General features: G+C 65.4%; 17 protein-coding genes. 12 read left to right on the top strand and 5 right to left on the bottom strand.

Translation table 11 applies throughout. The annotated features are described in order from the left end of the window. Positions 1 to 89: 89 nt before the first annotated feature. Positions 90 to 2021, bottom strand: a complete 1932-nt coding sequence (gene dnaK / locus GY791_03625; GenBank protein ID MCP4327509.1) for a molecular chaperone DnaK — start codon at positions 2019 to 2021, stop codon at positions 90 to 92. A gap of 265 nt (positions 2022 to 2286) precedes the next feature. Here dnaK and GY791_03620 point away from each other — a divergent pair, with 265 nt between their 5' ends. Next, positions 2287 to 3006 carry an alpha-ketoglutarate-dependent dioxygenase AlkB gene (locus GY791_03620; GenBank protein ID MCP4327508.1) on the top strand — a complete coding sequence of 240 codons (720 nt, stop codon included), beginning with the start codon at positions 2287 to 2289 and terminating at the stop codon, positions 3004 to 3006. A gap of 18 nt (positions 3007 to 3024) precedes the next feature. On the opposite strand, the gene GY791_03615 is transcribed toward GY791_03620, so the two are convergent. Genes GY791_03615 through hrcA form a run of 3 tightly spaced genes read right to left on the bottom strand, consistent with a single transcriptional unit; the run spans position 3025 to position 5287 of the window. Continuing rightward, a complete protein-coding gene (locus GY791_03615; protein ID MCP4327507.1) occupies positions 3025 to 3477 on the bottom strand; it encodes a c-type cytochrome in 453 nt (150 codons plus the stop codon). Between the two features lie 33 nt (positions 3478 to 3510). Continuing rightward, a complete protein-coding gene (grpE, locus tag GY791_03610) occupies positions 3511 to 4221 on the bottom strand; it encodes a nucleotide exchange factor GrpE (GenBank protein MCP4327506.1) in 711 nt (236 codons plus the stop codon). Positions 4222 to 4231: 10 nt separating this feature from the next. Next, complete coding sequence (hrcA, locus tag GY791_03605; protein ID MCP4327505.1) at positions 4232 to 5287, bottom strand: heat-inducible transcriptional repressor HrcA; 1056 nt, start codon at positions 5285 to 5287, stop codon at positions 4232 to 4234. A gap of 176 nt (positions 5288 to 5463) precedes the next feature. Here hrcA and GY791_03600 point away from each other — a divergent pair, with 176 nt between their 5' ends. From GY791_03600 to GY791_03585, 4 genes are read left to right on the top strand one after another with little or no spacing between them, the layout of a single operon-like run. Beyond that, positions 5464 to 5919, top strand: coding sequence for an OmpA family protein (locus GY791_03600; protein MCP4327504.1), 456 nt, complete (start codon positions 5464 to 5466; stop codon positions 5917 to 5919). A 49-nt stretch (positions 5920 to 5968) separates the two neighbouring features. After that, complete coding sequence (gene rph / locus GY791_03595; GenBank protein ID MCP4327503.1) at positions 5969 to 6688, top strand: ribonuclease PH; 720 nt, start codon at positions 5969 to 5971, stop codon at positions 6686 to 6688. Positions 6689 to 6728: 40 nt separating this feature from the next. Beyond that, positions 6729 to 7328, top strand: a complete 600-nt coding sequence (gene rdgB / locus GY791_03590) for an RdgB/HAM1 family non-canonical purine NTP pyrophosphatase (protein MCP4327502.1) — start codon at positions 6729 to 6731, stop codon at positions 7326 to 7328. A 3-nt stretch (positions 7329 to 7331) separates the two neighbouring features. Then, positions 7332 to 8501 carry a coproporphyrinogen III oxidase gene (locus tag GY791_03585; GenBank protein ID MCP4327501.1) on the top strand — a complete coding sequence of 390 codons (1170 nt, stop codon included), beginning with the start codon at positions 7332 to 7334 and terminating at the stop codon, positions 8499 to 8501. Positions 8502 to 8503: 2 nt separating this feature from the next. Here the strand turns inward: GY791_03585 and GY791_03580 are convergent, their stop codons facing one another. After that, positions 8504 to 9739 (bottom strand): penicillin-binding protein activator, encoded by a 1236-nt coding sequence (locus tag GY791_03580; protein MCP4327500.1) that lies wholly within the window; start codon positions 9737 to 9739, stop codon positions 8504 to 8506. Between the two features lie 2 nt (positions 9740 to 9741). Between GY791_03580 and rsmI the strand changes: the two genes are divergently transcribed. From rsmI to GY791_03545, 7 genes are all read left to right on the top strand, one after another. After that, positions 9742 to 10674 (top strand): 16S rRNA (cytidine(1402)-2'-O)-methyltransferase, encoded by a 933-nt coding sequence (gene rsmI, locus GY791_03575; GenBank protein MCP4327499.1) that lies wholly within the window; start codon positions 9742 to 9744, stop codon positions 10672 to 10674. Next, positions 10671 to 11063, top strand: a complete 393-nt coding sequence (locus GY791_03570; protein MCP4327498.1) for a YraN family protein — start codon at positions 10671 to 10673, stop codon at positions 11061 to 11063. The genes rsmI and GY791_03570 overlap by 4 nt, the downstream gene beginning before the upstream one ends. After that, positions 11060 to 11893, top strand: coding sequence for a tetratricopeptide repeat protein (locus GY791_03565; protein MCP4327497.1), 834 nt, complete (start codon positions 11060 to 11062; stop codon positions 11891 to 11893). The genes GY791_03570 and GY791_03565 overlap by 4 nt, the downstream gene beginning before the upstream one ends. Positions 11894 to 11948: 55 nt before the next feature. Beyond that, positions 11949 to 12902 carry a glutathione synthase gene (gshB, locus tag GY791_03560; protein ID MCP4327496.1) on the top strand — a complete coding sequence of 318 codons (954 nt, stop codon included), beginning with the start codon at positions 11949 to 11951 and terminating at the stop codon, positions 12900 to 12902. Between the two features lie 37 nt (positions 12903 to 12939). Further along, a complete protein-coding gene (locus tag GY791_03555) occupies positions 12940 to 13923 on the top strand; it encodes a DMT family transporter (GenBank protein ID MCP4327495.1) in 984 nt (327 codons plus the stop codon). A gap of 163 nt (positions 13924 to 14086) precedes the next feature. Next, positions 14087 to 15157, top strand: coding sequence for a glycosyltransferase family 2 protein (locus GY791_03550; protein ID MCP4327494.1), 1071 nt, complete (start codon positions 14087 to 14089; stop codon positions 15155 to 15157). 8 nt (positions 15158 to 15165) lie between these two features. Next, complete coding sequence (locus tag GY791_03545) at positions 15166 to 16338, top strand: adenylate/guanylate cyclase domain-containing protein (protein ID MCP4327493.1); 1173 nt, start codon at positions 15166 to 15168, stop codon at positions 16336 to 16338. The last annotated feature ends 80 nt before the right edge of the window (positions 16339 to 16418 follow it).

The following is a 16418-nucleotide window of genomic DNA, read 5'->3' as shown; positions in this document are numbered from 1 at the left end:
GCGGCGGGCCAATCAATAGACCGGCCCGCCCAATTCCGCGTCGGGATGTATAGCGTCCCCAATCCTCGGCCCTCGAACCCGGGAAGGCGTCAGGCCGATTTCTTCTTGTCGTCGTCGTCGACTTCCTCGAAGTCCGCATCGACAACTTGGTCGTCGCCGTCCGATTCGGGGGCGTCCGCGGCATCTTCCGCGCCGGCTTCGGCCTCCGCCTCGGCCTGCTGGGCCTTGTACATCGCCTCGCCGAGCTTCATCGCCGCTTCGGCCAGCTCCTGGGTCTTGGTCTGGATGGCTTCGACATCTTCGCCGTCCTTGACCTCGCGCAGCTCGGCCATGGTCGATTCGATTTTTTCCTTGTCGGCCTCGTCGACCTTGTCGCCGTAGTCGGTCAACGCTTTCTCGGTCTGATGGATGAGGCTGTCGGCGGCGTTCTTGGCCTCGACCAGTTCGCGCCGCTTCTTGTCTTCGCCGGCATGCTCTGCCGCGTCCTTGACCATGCGATCGATGTCGTCGTCGGAGAGGCCGCCCGAGGCCTGGATACGGATCGCCTGCTCTTTCCCGGTCGCCTTGTCCTTCGCCGACACGTTGACGATGCCGTTGGCGTCGATGTCGAAGGTCACTTCGATCTGGGGCACGCCGCGCGGTGACGGCGGGATGCCCTCGAGGTCGAACTGCCCGAGCAGCTTGTTGTCGGCCGCCATCTCGCGCTCGCCCTGGAAGACCCGAATCGTTACCGCCGGCTGGCTATCCTCGGCGGTCGAAAAGACCTGGCTCTTCTTTGTCGGGATGGTGGTGTTGCGGTCGATGAGCCGGGTGAAAACGCCGCCCAGCGTCTCGATGCCGAGCGACAGCGGCGTCACGTCGAGCAGCAGCACGTCCTTGACGTCGCCCTGCAGCACGCCGGCTTGAATCGCCGCGCCGACGGCGACCACCTCGTCGGGATTGACGCCGCGGTGAGGCTCCTTGCCGAAGATGTTCTTGACCGTCTCGATCACCTTGGGCATCCGCGTCATGCCGCCGACGAGGATGACCTCGTCGATTTCCGAGGCTTTCAGCCCGGCGTCGCTCAATGCCTTCTTGCACGGTCCGACCGTGCGCTCGATGAGACCCTCGACCAGCTGCTCGAGCTTGGATCGCGTCAGCTTTATGTTGAGATGCTTCGGCCCTGACTGGTCGGCGGTGATGAACGGTAGGTTGACCTCGGTCTGGCCCGAACTCGACAGCTCGATCTTGGCCTTCTCCGCCGCCTCCTTGAGCCGTTGCAGGGCCAGCTTGTCCTGGCGCAGGTCGATCGCCTGTTCCTTTTTGAACTCGTCGGCCAGGTAGTCGATGATCTTGGCATCGAAATCCTCGCCGCCGAGGAAGGTGTCGCCGTTGGTCGACTTGACCTCGAACACGCCGTCGCCGATTTCGAGAACCGAAATATCGAAGGTGCCGCCGCCGAGGTCGTAGACCGCGATCGTTCCGCTGGTGTTCTTCTCGAGCCCGTAGGCCAGCGCTGCCGCCGTCGGCTCATTGATGATGCGTAGCACTTCGAGGCCGGCGATCTTGCCCGCGTCCTTGGTCGCCTGGCGTTGGGCGTCATTGAAATAGGCCGGCACGGTGATGACCGCCTGCTCGACCTTTTCGCCGAGGAACCCTTCCGCCGTTTCCTTCATCTTCTGCAGGATGAAGGCGCTGACCTGACTCGGCGAATAACCCTTGCTGCGGGCTTCGACCCACGCATCGCCGTTGTCCGACTTGACGATCTTGTAGGGGACCAGCCCCATATCCTTCTTGGTCAACGGATCGTCGAAGCGGCGGCCGATCAACCGCTTGATGGCGAACAGCGTGTTCTCCGGATTGGTGACCGCCTGGCGTTTCGCCGATTGACCGACGAGACGCTCGCTATCTTCGGTAAATGCCACCATCGACGGGGTCGTGCGCGCGCCCTCGGAGTTTTCGACGACCCTGGCTTCCTTGCCTTCCATTACGGCGACGCAAGAATTCGTCGTACCGAGATCGATGCCGATTACTTTACCCATTAATTCCTCTCTTTCCGGCGAGCCGCATGGACCCGTCAAGCACCCTTGCGGCCCCCAAATACGAATGTTATTCGGTGATGGGACGCCAATTTCGTCCCCATCACACGTTTGTTACATGCTCACAAAGCCATATGGGGTGGGAATCACCGGGTGCAAGGCATCACGGCCGCTTCTGTCACGTGCTTTTCCGAGATTTTTCCGCACCTCGTGACCGCCGATCGGGCTTGCGTCGGCCCCCACTCTGGACCATTTTCCGCGACACCCAATGACTCGCCACCCGAGGATACCCGTGCCGGCGCAATTTCCCGACGATTTGGCGCGCGCTGTGGAAGCCAACCCGGAAGGCGCCGACGGTCGCATCAACGACCCGTCGGGGCTGCGGGTCTATCCGACCTATCTCGACCGGACGGCGCAGCGGGCGATGGTGGACGATATTCGCGCCGTTGTCCGGGCGGCGCCGCTCTACATACCCCGGGTGCCCCGTTCCGGCCAACCGATGTCGGTGCGGATGACCAATTGCGGCCCCCTTGGCTGGTACACCGACCAGGCCGCAGGCTATCGTTATGTCGACCGCCATCCGGCGAGCGGCCTTCCGTGGCCGCGGATCCCCGCCAGTGTCATGGCGATTTGGCGGGCGCTGTCCGGTTGTTCGCTTCCGCCCGAGGCGTGTTTGGTCAATTATTATGGGCCGGAGGCGCGGATGGGGCTCCACCGCGACCAGGACGAAGCGGCGACATCTGCGCCGGTGATTTCGATCTCCCTCGGCGACAGCGCACAGTTCCGCATCGGCGGGCCGACACGCAAGAGCGCTTCGCGTTCGTTCAAGTTGGCGAGCGGTGCGGTGGTCGTTCTCGACGGCGCTGCGCGGCACTATTTCCACGGCGTCGATCGCATCCTCCCGGGGACCAGCCGGTTGCTCGACGAAGGTGGTCGCTTCAACCTCACCCTGCGGCGGGTGACGATGCCCGCCGCCCGCTCCGGATGACGTCGGGCTTTCGCCTCGCTACTGCGACCGCAGGGTGCTCAGATAGGCGATGATGTGGACGCGGGCGTCGGCGTCGGTACGACCGTCGTCGTGCTTGATGATCCACGCATCCAGGCTCTGCTCGTTCCATTCATCGCCGTAGGCACTGTAATCCTGACCATAGGCGTAATTCGGCATGCCACCGGGGGCGCGGTTGAGCAGCCCGCTCAAATCGGGCCCCTGGCGCAACGCCGAAATCGTCGTTTTCTGACCCACCGCCGGCGGCTTCGAGCCGGGGTCGACGGGATCGTTCAGCATGTCGGATGGATTCTTTAAGGGAACATACATCGTCTTTTGCGATTGGCGGGTCAGCGAGTGGCAGAACGAGCAACGCTGGTTGAACAGTATTTGGCCATCGGCAATATCCTGGGCCGCCGCCGGCACGGAAAGGAAGAGAACCGCCACTGAGATCGGAACCGCAAGCCGCATCATAATTCCCCTTCGTCGCCGGCCGCCGTCGTGTCGTTATCGGTGGGGCGGCGCTCCGTCGTCCCCGGACGGTTGGCCGTTACCATCTTCGACCCTGTCCGTCCCCACGTCCTGCGCGTCGGCACCGCTGGCATCCTTTTTCTGGCCGCCCTTGGCGACCCCGACCATGGCCGGGCGCAACAGACGACCGTGAATGAGATATCCAGGCGCCATCAATTGTACCACGGTTCCCGGTTCGGCGTCCGGATCATCGACCTCGAACATCGCCTGGTGCAAATTATGGTCGAACTTCTCGCCGAGCGGCGCGATCTGCACGATGCCGTGGCGTTCGAAGACCTGCTGGAGATCGCGCTCGACCAGCTCGACGCCCTCGTACAGGGTGTTGAGCGCGTGGTCCCCCTTCACCGCTTCTTCAGGGATGGCCTCGATGACGCGGTGCAGGTTGTCGGCGACGTTCAGCATATCGCGCGCCAGATTGGAAACGGCGAACCGGCCGATGTCCTCTTTCTCTTTCTGGCTGCGCCGGCGAATGTTCTCGGTTTCGGCGAGGGCGCGCAGGAGCTGATCCTTGAGGTCGGCGATGGCAGCCGCCATGGCCATGACCGGATCGGCCGTGTCGGCGGTGGGCGGCGAATCCTCGAACGCATCGCCCGCGCCCGCCGCCGTGGAGGGCACGTCGGCCGGCGACGGTTCCGTGGCCTCGGCCGGCTTTCCTTCGTCTTCGCTTTTCGCCCACTTGTTGGACATGGCTACTCCGTTATCCCAAGAGCCGGCCCACCACCTTGGCCGTGTAGTCGACCATGGGGATGATCCGGGCATAATTGATACGCGTCGGGCCGATGACGCCGATGGCGCCGACGATCTGCTGGCGACTATCGGTATAGGGCGCGATAACCATCGAGCATCCGGTATGCTTGAACAGGTCGTTCTCGCCGCCGATGAATATCTGCACCCCCTCGGCTCGCTCGGTCTCCGACAACAATGTGACCAAGGCCTCCTTGCGTTCCAGCGCCTCGAACAGCGCGCGAATGCGCTCCAGATCCTCGGCCGCCGTGACGTCGTCCAAGAGCTGGGCTTGGCCGCGCACGATCAGCATGCCGGACCCGCCGTCCCCGGCGTAGGTCGCGAGTCCCGCCGCCACCACCCGCGAGGTCAATTCGTCGAGCAGCCGGCGATCGCGTTCCAGTTCGCCGATGACCTCCCGGTAGGCTTCTTCGATCGTGCGCCCAACCAACCGCGCGGTGAGATAATTGGTGGCCTCGATGAGGCTCGACGCGGGCAGTCCGACCGGCACATCGATGACCCGGTTCTCGACCAGCCCCGACTCGGTGACCAACACCACCAACGCCCGGCCCGGGCCGAGGCTGACGAATTCGATGTGGCGCAATTGCGAATCGGTTTTCGGCGCGAGGACCAGCCCCGCGCAATGGGAAAGGTCGGCCAGGACCGTCGTCGCCTCTTCCAGCGATTGGGCGATGCTGCGGCCGGCGGCCGCGCACTGGCCGTCGATGCTGCCGCGCTCCTCGTCGCTAAGCCGGCCGACCTCGAGCAGTCCGTGCACGAACAGGCGCAAACCGTTGTCCGTCGGTAGCCGCCCGGCCGATGTGTGGGGCGCATAGAGCAAGCCGAGTTCTTCCAGATCGGCCATGACGTTGCGAATCGTGGCCGGCGACAAATCCATGCCCATGCGCCGCGAAATCGTACGCGAGCCGATCGGCTCGCCGGTTTCGACGTACGCATCGACGATATGCCGCAATATATCCCGCGACCGTTCGTTGAGCTCGGCCAGGGAGGCGGCGGGAGCAATTGTCATAGATTCCGCCATTACCCGAAATCGGGCCTGAAATGTAGTTACGGTGTGGTGAATGGTCAATGCGTGGTGGTTGACTGGACCGGATCGCCCGAAGCGCCTAGTTTTACATGCAACGGTCCCGTGTGGGTCGGGAAGGGTCGGAAACAATGTCTCGAATTGCGCCGCGGGCAGCGTTTGTGTCTGCGAGCCTCTGCATCGCGCTGGCGGCCTGTGCCGGAAAGCCGGCGGTCGTCCAGCAGGACGACATGACCGTCTTTTTCGGTTCGCGCTCGGCCGCCTTGGTGTCATCGGAACGGGCCAAGCTACAGCGCCTTGCCGATGCGCTCAGCCACGAGGAAGCGGTGACCGTGACACTGGCCGGGTTTGCCGGTACCGCCGACGATTCGGCGCGCCGGATGGACCTGCTGGCCTTGGAGCGGACGATCGCGGTCCGTGACGCGCTGGTCGCCGATCTCAGGAAAGCCAATGCCAGCCGCATCCGTCTTGGCTATACCTCGTGTGGGATCGGATCCGGGACGGCGCCGCCGCACCGGGTCGACATCTTCGTCAGCACCGCCGAGACCGGAACGCGGAATCCGTGTGGCGGCCGCGGGCAACCCGGCTCCGATACCATACGGACATCGGCAATTTAGTGCGCATTGCGCTCTGATCCACGATACCAAACGCCAAGAAAGTAACGCCATGACAAGACCTTCCGGACGCGCTGTCGATGAGTTACGGGCGATCCGTCTCGAACCCGGCTTCAGCAAGTACGCCGAAGGGTCGTGCATGGCCCGATTTGGCGACACCCATGTACTGTGCACCGCTTCGATCGAGGAGCGGGTCCCATTCTGGCTGCGCGATTCGGGGCGGGGATGGATCACCGCCGAATACGGCATGCTGCCGCGGTCGACGGGATCGCGCACCGAGCGCGAGGCCGCCCGCGGTAAGCAAAGCGGCCGGACCCAGGAAATTCAGCGCTTGATCGGCCGCGCGCTGCGTGCGGTGACCGATCTGGAAGGCTTCGGCGAGCGCCAGATTCGAATCGACTGCGACGTCATCCAGGCCGACGGCGGAACCCGGACCGCCGCGATCACTGGGGCCCATGTCGCGCTTCACCGGGCCTTCGAGCAACTGATCGCCAAAGGCGAAATCGACCGCCTGCCGTTCATCGACCAAGTCGCCGCCGTGTCCTGCGGCATCGTCGGCGGCGTGGCGGTCCTCGATCTGGATTATGCCGAGGACAGCGGCGCCGAGGCGGACGCGAATTTCGTGCTCACCGGCGGCGGCGGAATCGTCGAGATCCAGGGGACCGCGGAAGAGGCGCCGTTTTCCGAAGCCAAGTTCGCCGAATTGCTGGCCTTGGCGAAGAAGGGTATCGGCGAGCTGGTCGAGCTCCAGCGCCAGGCGTTGGGAGCCTGATGCCGCATCCTGCAAGGGGCGCCGGAGTGTGTGGGCCGCGATGACGACCCAACGTCGCTATCGCGGCGGCGACCTGGTGGTGGCCAGCCACAACCCCGGCAAGGTGCGCGAAATCGGCGACCTGCTCGCCGGCAGGGTGGCGGGACGCGTGCGCTCGGCGGCAGAGCTCGATCTCGACGAGCCCGAGGAAACCGGTACGACGTTCACCGAGAACGCGCTGATCAAGGCCCACGCGGCGGCGGCCGCGGGCCATATCGCGTTGGCCGACGATTCCGGGCTCGCGGTGCCGGCGCTCGGCGGCGCACCGGGCATCCACTCCGCGCGCTGGGCCGGGCCCGAACGCGATTTCGCCGCCGCCATGCGCCGGCTCGAGGACGCCCTGCCGGCCGGCGCCGACCGCTCCGCCTATTTCGTCTGCGCCCTGGCCCTGGTTTGGCCCGACGGCGAGGAAGCGATTTTCGAAGGGCGGGTCGACGGTACGCTGGTATGGCCGCCGCGCGGCGATTACGGCTTCGGCTATGACCCGATGTTCGTCGCCACCGGCTACGACATCACATTCGGCGAAATGGACCCCCAACAGAAGCATCGCACCAGCCATCGCGCCGACGCCTTCCGGCGTCTCGTCGCGGCGTGTTTCTAAGCGATGCCGGCCGGCGATTCCGACCCTCGGGGGTTCGGCCTTTACGTCCATTGGCCGTTCTGCCTCTCCAAATGCCCCTACTGCGACTTCAACAGCCATGTCCGCGACGGCGTCGAACACGCCCGCTGGCGTCACGCGCTGCTTGCCGAGCTCGATTACTTCGCCGGTCCAACCGGCGGCCGCCGGTTGACCAGCATTTTTTTCGGCGGCGGGACGCCGTCGCTGATGGAGCCGGCCACGGTCGCCGCGCTGATCGTCCGAGCCGGCGAGCACTGGGATCTGGCCGACGATATCGAGATCACCCTCGAAACCAACCCGACATCGGTCGAACGGGAGCGGCTGGGGGACTTCCGCGATGCCGGAATCAACCGGGTTTCCCTCGGCGTTCAGGCGCTCGACGACGATGCGCTCCGCTTCCTCGGCCGCGGTCATAGCGTCGCCGAGGCCCTAGCGGCGGTCGATTTGGCCGCCAACCTGTTCGATCGCCATTCCTTCGACCTTATCTACGCCCGGCCCGGGCAGAGCGTGGCGGCATGGCGACGGGAGCTCGACCGGGCGATCGGCCATGCCGGCGAGCACCTGTCGCTCTACCAACTCACCATCGAACCGGGCACGCCCTTTTTTCAGGCCCATCGGCGTGGCGCGCTGGCCGTGCCCGACGGCGACCATGCGGCAGCGCTCTATGAGGCGACCCAGGCCGCTCTCGAATCGGCCGGCCGTCCGGCCTATGAGATTTCCAATCACGCCGCCCCCGGCGGCGAGAGCCGGCACAACCTGACCTACTGGCGTTATGGCGATTACGTCGGCGTCGGTCCCGGCGCCCATGGCCGGCTGAGCGGTGAAGACGGAAAGCGCGCGACCCGGCAGCACCCGGCGCCGGAAAGATGGCTGGCGGAAGTCGAGGCGGCGGGCCATGCGTCCCAGCGGTCCGACGCCGTCGATCCGGCGACCCGCCGCGCCGAGATGACGATGATGGGCCTGCGTCTCCGCGACGGCATCCGGCGTACCGACTTCAGCGCCGAAACCGGCTTGGAAATCGAGGACGGCTTTCCCGCGGCGGCGCTCGAAGCGTTGCTCGAAGGCGGGTTCCTGATGCTGGATTCGCTCGGCCTGCGGGCGACGGCGGCGGGCCGACAACGGCTCGACGCGGTGCTGCCGCGGCTCCTTGTATAGTCCTATTCGGTCAACGGCAGTCGCTGCTCGAGGAAGGCGGTCGGCGCCGGGTTGATCACGGCGGCCCAATCGGGTCCGATCTCGAGCACCGCGAGGCTGCGTTCCACCCGTCCGCTGGGATTGAATCGGAACAGCCCGTCGAGGCCGGTGAACCCGTCCTCGTCGGTCAGGACCTCGATGGTGAATTCGGGTCCGCCCGGACGCTTGGCGAGCACGGCGGCCAGGGCGGTGGCGTCATAGGCCAGCGTTGCCAGCCGCGGCGGTGTGGTACCGAAGACGGTTTGATAGCGGCCCACGAACTGGGCACGGGCCTCCGGATCGGCGGCCGCGTACCAGCCGCCGACCAGGGCCGGCTCGCGCCCTAATCCGGGCGTGTCCCATTGGCCGGTGCCGAGGAAACGGACCTCGCCCGGGTCGATATCGAAATAGGGGAACATCGGCGCGATGGTAATCAGCGCCTGACCGCCGACCGGCAGCAGGACGGCATCGAAGGGCAGCGGCGCGTCACCCCCGGCGCCGCGGAACCTCCGCACGACCTCCGAATTGTCAGGCAGGCTGGGGTCGTAGAATTCCAGCCGGGTCAATTGTCCGCCCCGGCTCAACACCGCCTGTTGATATTCGGCGGCGACCTGCTGGCCATAAGGAGAATTCGGCACCAGGGCGGCAAACCGGAACAGGCCGGTGGTCAAACTATGAGCGACCACGCGATCGACCTGGTCGCCGGACAGAAAGCCCATGACGAAGACGCCGTCGCCGGCGACGGCGGGGTTGGTCGAGAACGATACGACATTGACGCCGCGCTCGCGCGCGATCGGGGCGACCGCGGCGACCGAGGTCGAGAACAAGGGGCCGAGGATCAAGGCCGCGCCCTGGTCGAGCACCTCGGCGGCGGCGCGCGCGGCGCCTTCGAGCGTGCCCCCGGTATCGCGCGGCAGCAGCACGAATTCCTGATCGGCGACATCGAAGAACGCCATCTCCGCGGCCTGCAACATCGAAGATCCGATGGCCGCGTGAGGACCGGAAAGCGGCAGCAGCAGGGCCACGCGCGGCACTCTCGGCGGTTGCGGGCGGATCGGCCCGACATCGATCGGCACATTGGCGGTCGGCGGCGGGGTCGCTTGCGCCGCGCCACCAGGGTTCGTACTCTGGCACGCCGACAACGCGACGAGGATTGCGAACAACACCGGTGCCGCCGCCAAGCGGATGAGGATCTGGGCAAAACCAAGCGGAATGCGCATCAATGGCTGACTCCCGCAGGAAGGTCGAGGCGGAGGGCGACCCTAAACAGAGCGCTGGCGGAAGTAAACCGGGCTCGAAGCCCCCGGCGCCCGGCCTTTATTTGGTTTCGACGCCGATCGGAAACCTCGGCGATATCACCTTGCGCGCGCTCGAAGTTTTGCGCCACGCCGACGCCATTTATTGCGAGGACACACGCGTCACCGGCAAGCTGCTGGCCGCATACGAAATCAAAATCCGGCTCCATCCCTATCACGATCACAACGCCGAACAGGTTCGTCCCGAGCTGATCGGGCGTCTCGATGCGGGCGAAATTGTGGCCCTGGTCTGCGACGCCGGGACGCCCCTGGTCTCGGACCCCGGATACAAGCTGGTGCGGGAGTGCCGCGAGCGAGGCCTGCCGGTGGTGGCGATTCCCGGGGCCTCGGCCGTGATGGCGGCGATCGCCGCCTGCGGCCTGCCGTCCGACCGGTTCTGCTTCATCGGCTTCCTCCCGACCAAGAGCGCCGCCCGGCGGCGCGCGCTCGGCGATTGGCCGCGTCTGCAAGCGACCCTGGTTGCGTTCGAGACCGGACCCAGGCTCGCCGCGACGCTCGCCGACATGGCCGAGGTTCTCGGCGACCGGCAGGCGGTGGTGGCCCGCGAGTTGACCAAGCTGCACGAGGAATACAAGAGCGGCACGCTGGCGGCGTTGTCTGTCGCCTACACCGCCGAGGGCCCACCCAAGGGCGAAATCACGATCGTCGTCGCGCCGCCCGGTGCGGCCGATGATGAAGCGATCGATCTCGACAGCGAGCTGCGCCGCGCGCTCGGCCTCATGTCGCTGCGCGACGCCGTCGCCGAGGTCGCCGCAATAACCGGACTGCCGCGCCGTCAGGTCTATTCCCGCGCTCTTGCCCTGGCGCCCAGCGCCGGCAAACTGCAGGGCGTCGAATGAGCGTCGGAGAGCGAACCCAGGACCGTCGCCAGCGCGAGTTGCGCGGGCGCCGGGCCGAGGCGAAATGCCTCTGGGCCCTGCGGCTGCGCGGGTACCGCGTCATCGCACGACGGCTCAAGACGCCGCGCGGCGAGATCGATATCATTGCCCGCCGCCGCGGCATCCTGGCGTTCATCGAGGTCAAGGCCCGCGACACCGCGTCGGCCGCCGCGGAGGCAGTGTCGGCCCGCCAGCGCCGCCGCATCGAACGCGCCGCCGAGGCGTTCGTTGCCGCCCGCCCCAATCTCGCCGCGCTGATGATGCGTTTCGATGTCATGATCGTCCTGCCGGGCCGCTTGCCGATCCATCTTCGCGATGCCTGGCAAAGGCAATCGGGATCATTCGCATGACCACCACCGATCCCAACGGTGCGGAGGCCTATCTCAAGGGACTGGCCGCGACTCCGGACGACCGCATCGACCTCGCCGACGCGGCGTTGATGTTCGCGGCGCTCGATCGCCCCCGGGTCTCGCTCGAACGCTATCACCAGCACCTCGCCGCCTTGGCGCGGACGGTCGCGGAAACCATCGAGAACGACGAGCTGGACGCGCGGGTCACCGCGGTCAACCACGTCCTCTACATGCGCGAAGGCTATGACGGGGACCGATTGACCTATGACGATCTGCAGAATGCGAACTTGATGCGGGTCATCGACCGTCGCCGTGGCCTGCCGGTCAGCCTGGGGATCCTTTATATCCACGTCACCAGGGCCCAAGGCTGGCAGGTGACCGGCCTGTCGTTTCCCGGTCACTTCATCCTGCGCCTCGACGGCGATGGCGCGCGCGCCATCGTCGACCCCTTCGATCGCGGACGGGAGCTGGCGGCGGCGGACCTTCGCGAGCTGCTAAAATCGATGGCCGGCCGCGAGGTCGAACTGCATCCGAGCTATTACGATCCGGTCGGCAATCGCGAGATCCTCATTCGCCTGCAGAACAACATCAAGCTGCGCCACATCCAAAACGGCGCCACCGATCGTGCTTGCCGGGTGGCCGAGCGGCTGCTCTGGATCGCGCCGGAAGAAGCGCAGTTGTGGCAGGATTACGGCCTCCTCGAAGCGAAGCTCGGCAATGTCGACATGGCCGTTGCCGCGCTCGAAACCTGTCTCGCGCGCAGCCACGATGAGCAACTCAGCCACAGCGCCGCGCGGTTGCTGCAAGAGATCGCCACCTTGCACCAATAGCGCACGGCGGGATAGATGATGGCCCGAAACGCGGGCGCAACGGAGTACGCCGATCATGAGCCTGGCCGTCGCCATACAGATGGACCCGATCGAGGGCATCGACATCGACGGGGACAGCACATTCGTGCTGGCCCTCGAGGCCCAGGGTCGGGGCCACGCCCTGTTCCATTACCTGCCCCAGGACATGCGCTTGCGCGACGGCCGCGTGGAGACCCGCGCGCGATCCTTGACGGTGCGTCGCCAACGCGGCGACCACGCCACCCTCGGCGATACGGTCGAACTCGATCTCGCCACCGTCGACGTCGTCCTGATGCGCCAGGATCCGCCCTTCGACATGGCCTATATCACCGCCACCCACATGCTCGAACACATCCACCCGCGGACGTTGGTGGTCAACGATCCGGTCAATGTGCGCAACGCTCCGGAAAAGCTTTTCGTCACCCATTTCCCCGGCCTCCTGCCGCCGACCCTGATCACCTGCTCGGCCGATGACGTCCACGCCTTCCGTCGCGAATATCGGGATATCATCGTCAAACCGCTCTACGGCAACGGCGGCGCCGGGGTGTTCCACATCGGCCCCGACGACGAGAACCTGAACGCGTTGCTGGAAATGTTCACCTCGCTCTACCGCGAGCCGATCATCGTTCAGCGCTACCTGCCGGAGATTCGCGACGGTGACAAACGGATCATTCTGGTCGATGGCGATCCGGTCGGCGGCGTCTCACGCATACCGCCGGCCGGCGAGGCGCGCGCCAATTTCCATGCCGGCGGCGCGGCGATGAAGGCGACATTGAACCGACGCGAGCGAGATATTTGCGCCGCCATCGGGCCGACGCTCAAGGAGCAGGGATTGATCTTCGTCGGTATCGACGTCATCGGCGACTATCTGACCGAGATCAACGTCACCTCGCCGACCGGGATCCAGGAAATCAACCGGCTCGACGGCATCTGTATCGAGGCGCTGATCTGGGACGCCATCGAATCCCGCATCGACGGGCGCGCGAATTAGTCGATCCCATCGCGCCACAAACGAAGCGATCCAACGCATGCGAGGAGACCGATCCCCGGACCCGGCGCGGCCGGCGAATGGGCCGGCGGCCGAGACGCCGCCCTCCCGGCGCGCGGTGGTCGTGGCCTATGGGCTGTTGACCCTGACCATGGCGACCTACGGTCTCCATGCCGTGGTCGGCCGCGCGGCGGCCGGTGACATTCCGCCGATCGCGCTCGCCTTCTGGCGCTGGTTCCTGGTGCTGATCCTCTTGTTGCCATTCGCCTGGCGACCGGTTCGGAAGCAATGGCCGCTGATCGTCGAAAACATCGGCCGCCTCACCGTCGCCGGCCTGTTCATGGTCGGTTTCGTCACCTTCTATTACATCGGGCTCAACGACACGACGGCGATCAATGCGGCGCTGATCAACTCGGGCGTGCCGGTCATTATCGTCGCCGCAACCTTCTTGGCGCGAATGGAGCACCTTTCCCGGCGGCAAGGCACGGGGCTGGTGTTGTCGCTGCTCGGCGTCGCGGTTGTCATTTGCCGCGGCGACCTTGGCGTATTGGCAAGTTTCCGTTTCCACGGCGGTGACGTCATCGTGCTCGGCGCCCTGGGGCTGTTTGCTTTTTATTCGGTCATGCTCCGCACGTTGCCCAAGGAACTCGACTATCTGACGCTCATGGGCTCGACGATCGCGGTCGGAACGGCGATGCTCGTGCCGGCATATCTATGGGAACTGTCGCGCACCGGTCCCTTCGCCTTGACCGTCGGGAACCTAATGATCGTGGCGTTCGTCGTGCTGGCGCCGGGGTTGTTGGGATATTTCTGCTGGATGAAGGGGGTGCGCGTGGTCGGCGTCAACCGGTCCGGCTTCACCTACAACTTGGTGCCGGTTTTCAGCACCGTCGCCGCGGTAATTTTCTTGGGCGAGAGCATCGAACCCTATCACGCCGCCGGCTTCGCCTTCGTCTTTATTGGCTTGTATCTGGCCCTGATCGGCAGGCGCGAGCCAGGGGTTGCCGCTCCGCCGCAAGCCTGAGAAAGTGTCGAACCGCGACAGAGGCTTGCCGACAGCGGGTGGTAATTGCTATCGGATGCGGTCGGCAACGGCACGGACAATCGCCGGATACGGTCGGCCCCGCCAACGCCCCGCCGCCAATGGGAATCGAATGCTCTATTTCTCGCGCCCGTGGAATTTTGTCATGCTGCGCGGCGGCCTATGGTCGCCGGTGCTGACCAACCGGCCCTACCGCGTCAGTTTTCCCCGGGCAATACCCCTCGAACCGTTCGCCGACGATGCCGACCTGCTGGCCCTCGATGCCAAATGGGCGGTCTTGCGCAAGCGGCGAATCTACGATCTGTCGCCGGCCCTGCTGCACCGTCTGGCCACCCACTACCACGCCTCCCTAGAAGCGCCGAAATATATCGTTCTCGGACGCAAAGACCGCGACACGCCGCGAATCGAAAGCCGTTTTTTCGACACCGCGCTCGCCGCCTACAGTTTCAACGAGACCGGCGCCGCCGATGCGTCGCCGCTGTTCGATGCCACGAAAGTCGCGCCTGCCATCGCCGGCGAAGGGCGGGAACGCGCCGCCTTGGTCACCACGTTCAATCGTCCCAAGGCGCTCGGCCGGTCGCTGCCGACGGTTGTCGCGCTCGGTCTGCCGACGTTGGTCGTCGACGACGGCTCGTCGCCGGACGCGGCGGCGGAGAACCGGACCATCGTCGAGGGTTGCGGTGCGCGCTATTTGTGCTTGCCGACCAATCGTGGCGTCGCCGCCGCGCTCAACGTCGGCATCGAATACTGGCTTGCCGATCCCGACGTCAAATGGATCTCCTATTTTCAGGACGACGTGAATGTCGATCGCAGGCTGATCGATGTGATTTCGAAATACGAGGACCCCGAGCGCCAGCCAATGCTGAGCGGGTTCGATACCAACCGCTACGAACCGGTTCGCGTCGAGCAAGATGGAGAGTTCGAGCTCAAGTACAAGAAATACGCCACCGGCATGCACCTTCACGGCCACCGCACCTATTGGGCGCAGGTGATGCCGATCCCATCGAATTATCTCGGCGCGCCCAAGCCCGGACAGGACAGCGCCCATGAGGATACCTGGGTTGTCACACTGGCGCCGCGGTCGCTGATCAATCGCGGCCTGTTGATGCTCTGCGTGCCCGATCTGGTGACCACTTTCGCCATCCGCAAGGAAGACTCGACCTGGGGCAACCAGCACCTCGCCGACTGGCCGGTCGCCGGCAAGAACGTGGACTAGGCGGCGCGATGGGCGATCGCCATCCGCAGACCGAGGCCGTGTGCGCCTGGCTCATTGGCGAAGCGCGATTGATCGCGAACGATGCCGACTACCTCAACGCGTTCGGCGAGCGCCTGGTCGCGGCCGGGCTGCCGATCGAGCGCGTCAGCACCGGAGTTCCGACCCTCCATCCTCAGCTCGACTTCGTCTCGGGATTGTGGGAGCGCGGCAAGGGCACTCAGGGCCGGACCTATCGCCGCACGCCGGATACGGTCGCGGTGTTTGAAAATTCGCCGCTGTTCATCGTTTACACCGAGGCCCGCACCGTTCGCTGCCGGTTGGAGACACCGCCCCGCGACGGCGAGTTCACCATTCTGCCCGACCTCCGCGCCGCCGGTCTGACCGACTATGTGGCCATACCGCTGCCGTTCTCCGACGGCTCGACCAAGGCGGTCTCCTATGCCACCGACCGGCCCGGCGGATTCGACGACGTCGAAATAGCCCTGCTGGAGGCGATCGGGCCCTACGTCGCAGCATTGGAGGAGGCCATCTATATGCGGCGGGTGACCGGGATCCTCCTCGACACTTATGTCGGGCGCGTCGCCGGCCGGCGCGTTCTCGACGGCGCGATCAAGCGCGGTATGCAAGAGAATATCCGCGCCGCGATTTGGTTCTCGGATTTGAAGGGCTTTACCGCCCTGTCCGAGATCGTCCCGGGGCCGCGGCTTATCGACCTGCTCAACGACTATTTCGACATCGTTACCGCTGCCATCGAAACCGAAGGCGGCGAGGTGCTGAAGTTCATCGGCGACGCGGTGATGGCGATCTTCCAGCCCGATGGAGACGACAGCGAGGCGGCCCATCGCGCGCTTGCCGCGGCGCGGTCGGCGGCGGCCGCCTTGGCGGACCGAAACGTGGTCCGTAAAGCAGAGGCGAGACCACTGATCGGATTTGGCATCGCGCTGCATGTCGGCGATGTTCTCTATGGCAACGTCGGCGGCGAGTCGCGTCTCGATTTCACCGTTATCGGACCGGCGGTCAACCTGGCGAGCCGTATCGAAGGCCTGACCCGGGAGCTCGATCGCACCGTTCTCGTCTCGGCCCAGTTCGCCGCGCTCCATGGCGGCGAATTCGAGCCATTGGGCGAATTCGCCTTCAAGGGTATCGCCGAAAAGCGCGCGGTCTATGCATCGCTGGCGTAATCGGATGCGACCGTCGTGACCATATTGCGGCGTGCCCGCCGCGACTTCGATAACCTGTGGGGGCGCCGCGCCGCCACTGA

This window comes from Alphaproteobacteria bacterium (assembly GCA_024244705.1).
Lineage (GTDB): Bacteria > Pseudomonadota > Alphaproteobacteria > JAAEOK01 > JAAEOK01 > JAAEOK01.
The sequence above is the reverse complement of the archived record's forward strand: the minus strand, read 5'-3'. Positions and strand labels throughout refer to the sequence as shown.

Coding starts and splice junctions, on each gene's coding strand:
- dnaK (MCP4327509.1), bottom strand. CDS start 2,021: ATGGGTAAAGTAATCGGCATCGATCTCGGTACGACGAATTCTTGCGTC.
- GY791_03620 (MCP4327508.1), top strand. CDS start 2,287: ATGACTCGCCACCCGAGGATACCCGTGCCGGCGCAATTTCCCGACGAT.
- GY791_03615 (MCP4327507.1), bottom strand. CDS start 3,477: ATGATGCGGCTTGCGGTTCCGATCTCAGTGGCGGTTCTCTTCCTTTCC.
- grpE (MCP4327506.1), bottom strand. CDS start 4,221: ATGTCCAACAAGTGGGCGAAAAGCGAAGACGAAGGAAAGCCGGCCGAG.
- hrcA (MCP4327505.1), bottom strand. CDS start 5,287: ATGACAATTGCTCCCGCCGCCTCCCTGGCCGAGCTCAACGAACGGTCG.
- rph (MCP4327503.1), top strand. CDS start 5,969: ATGACAAGACCTTCCGGACGCGCTGTCGATGAGTTACGGGCGATCCGT.
- rdgB (MCP4327502.1), top strand. CDS start 6,729: ATGACGACCCAACGTCGCTATCGCGGCGGCGACCTGGTGGTGGCCAGC.
- GY791_03585 (MCP4327501.1), top strand. CDS start 7,332: ATGCCGGCCGGCGATTCCGACCCTCGGGGGTTCGGCCTTTACGTCCAT.
- GY791_03580 (MCP4327500.1), bottom strand. CDS start 9,739: ATGCGCATTCCGCTTGGTTTTGCCCAGATCCTCATCCGCTTGGCGGCG.
- rsmI (MCP4327499.1), top strand. CDS start 9,742: ATGGCTGACTCCCGCAGGAAGGTCGAGGCGGAGGGCGACCCTAAACAG.
- GY791_03570 (MCP4327498.1), top strand. CDS start 10,671: ATGAGCGTCGGAGAGCGAACCCAGGACCGTCGCCAGCGCGAGTTGCGC.
- GY791_03565 (MCP4327497.1), top strand. CDS start 11,060: ATGACCACCACCGATCCCAACGGTGCGGAGGCCTATCTCAAGGGACTG.
- gshB (MCP4327496.1), top strand. CDS start 11,949: ATGAGCCTGGCCGTCGCCATACAGATGGACCCGATCGAGGGCATCGAC.
- GY791_03555 (MCP4327495.1), top strand. CDS start 12,940: ATGCGAGGAGACCGATCCCCGGACCCGGCGCGGCCGGCGAATGGGCCG.
- GY791_03550 (MCP4327494.1), top strand. CDS start 14,087: ATGCTGCGCGGCGGCCTATGGTCGCCGGTGCTGACCAACCGGCCCTAC.
- GY791_03545 (MCP4327493.1), top strand. CDS start 15,166: ATGGGCGATCGCCATCCGCAGACCGAGGCCGTGTGCGCCTGGCTCATT.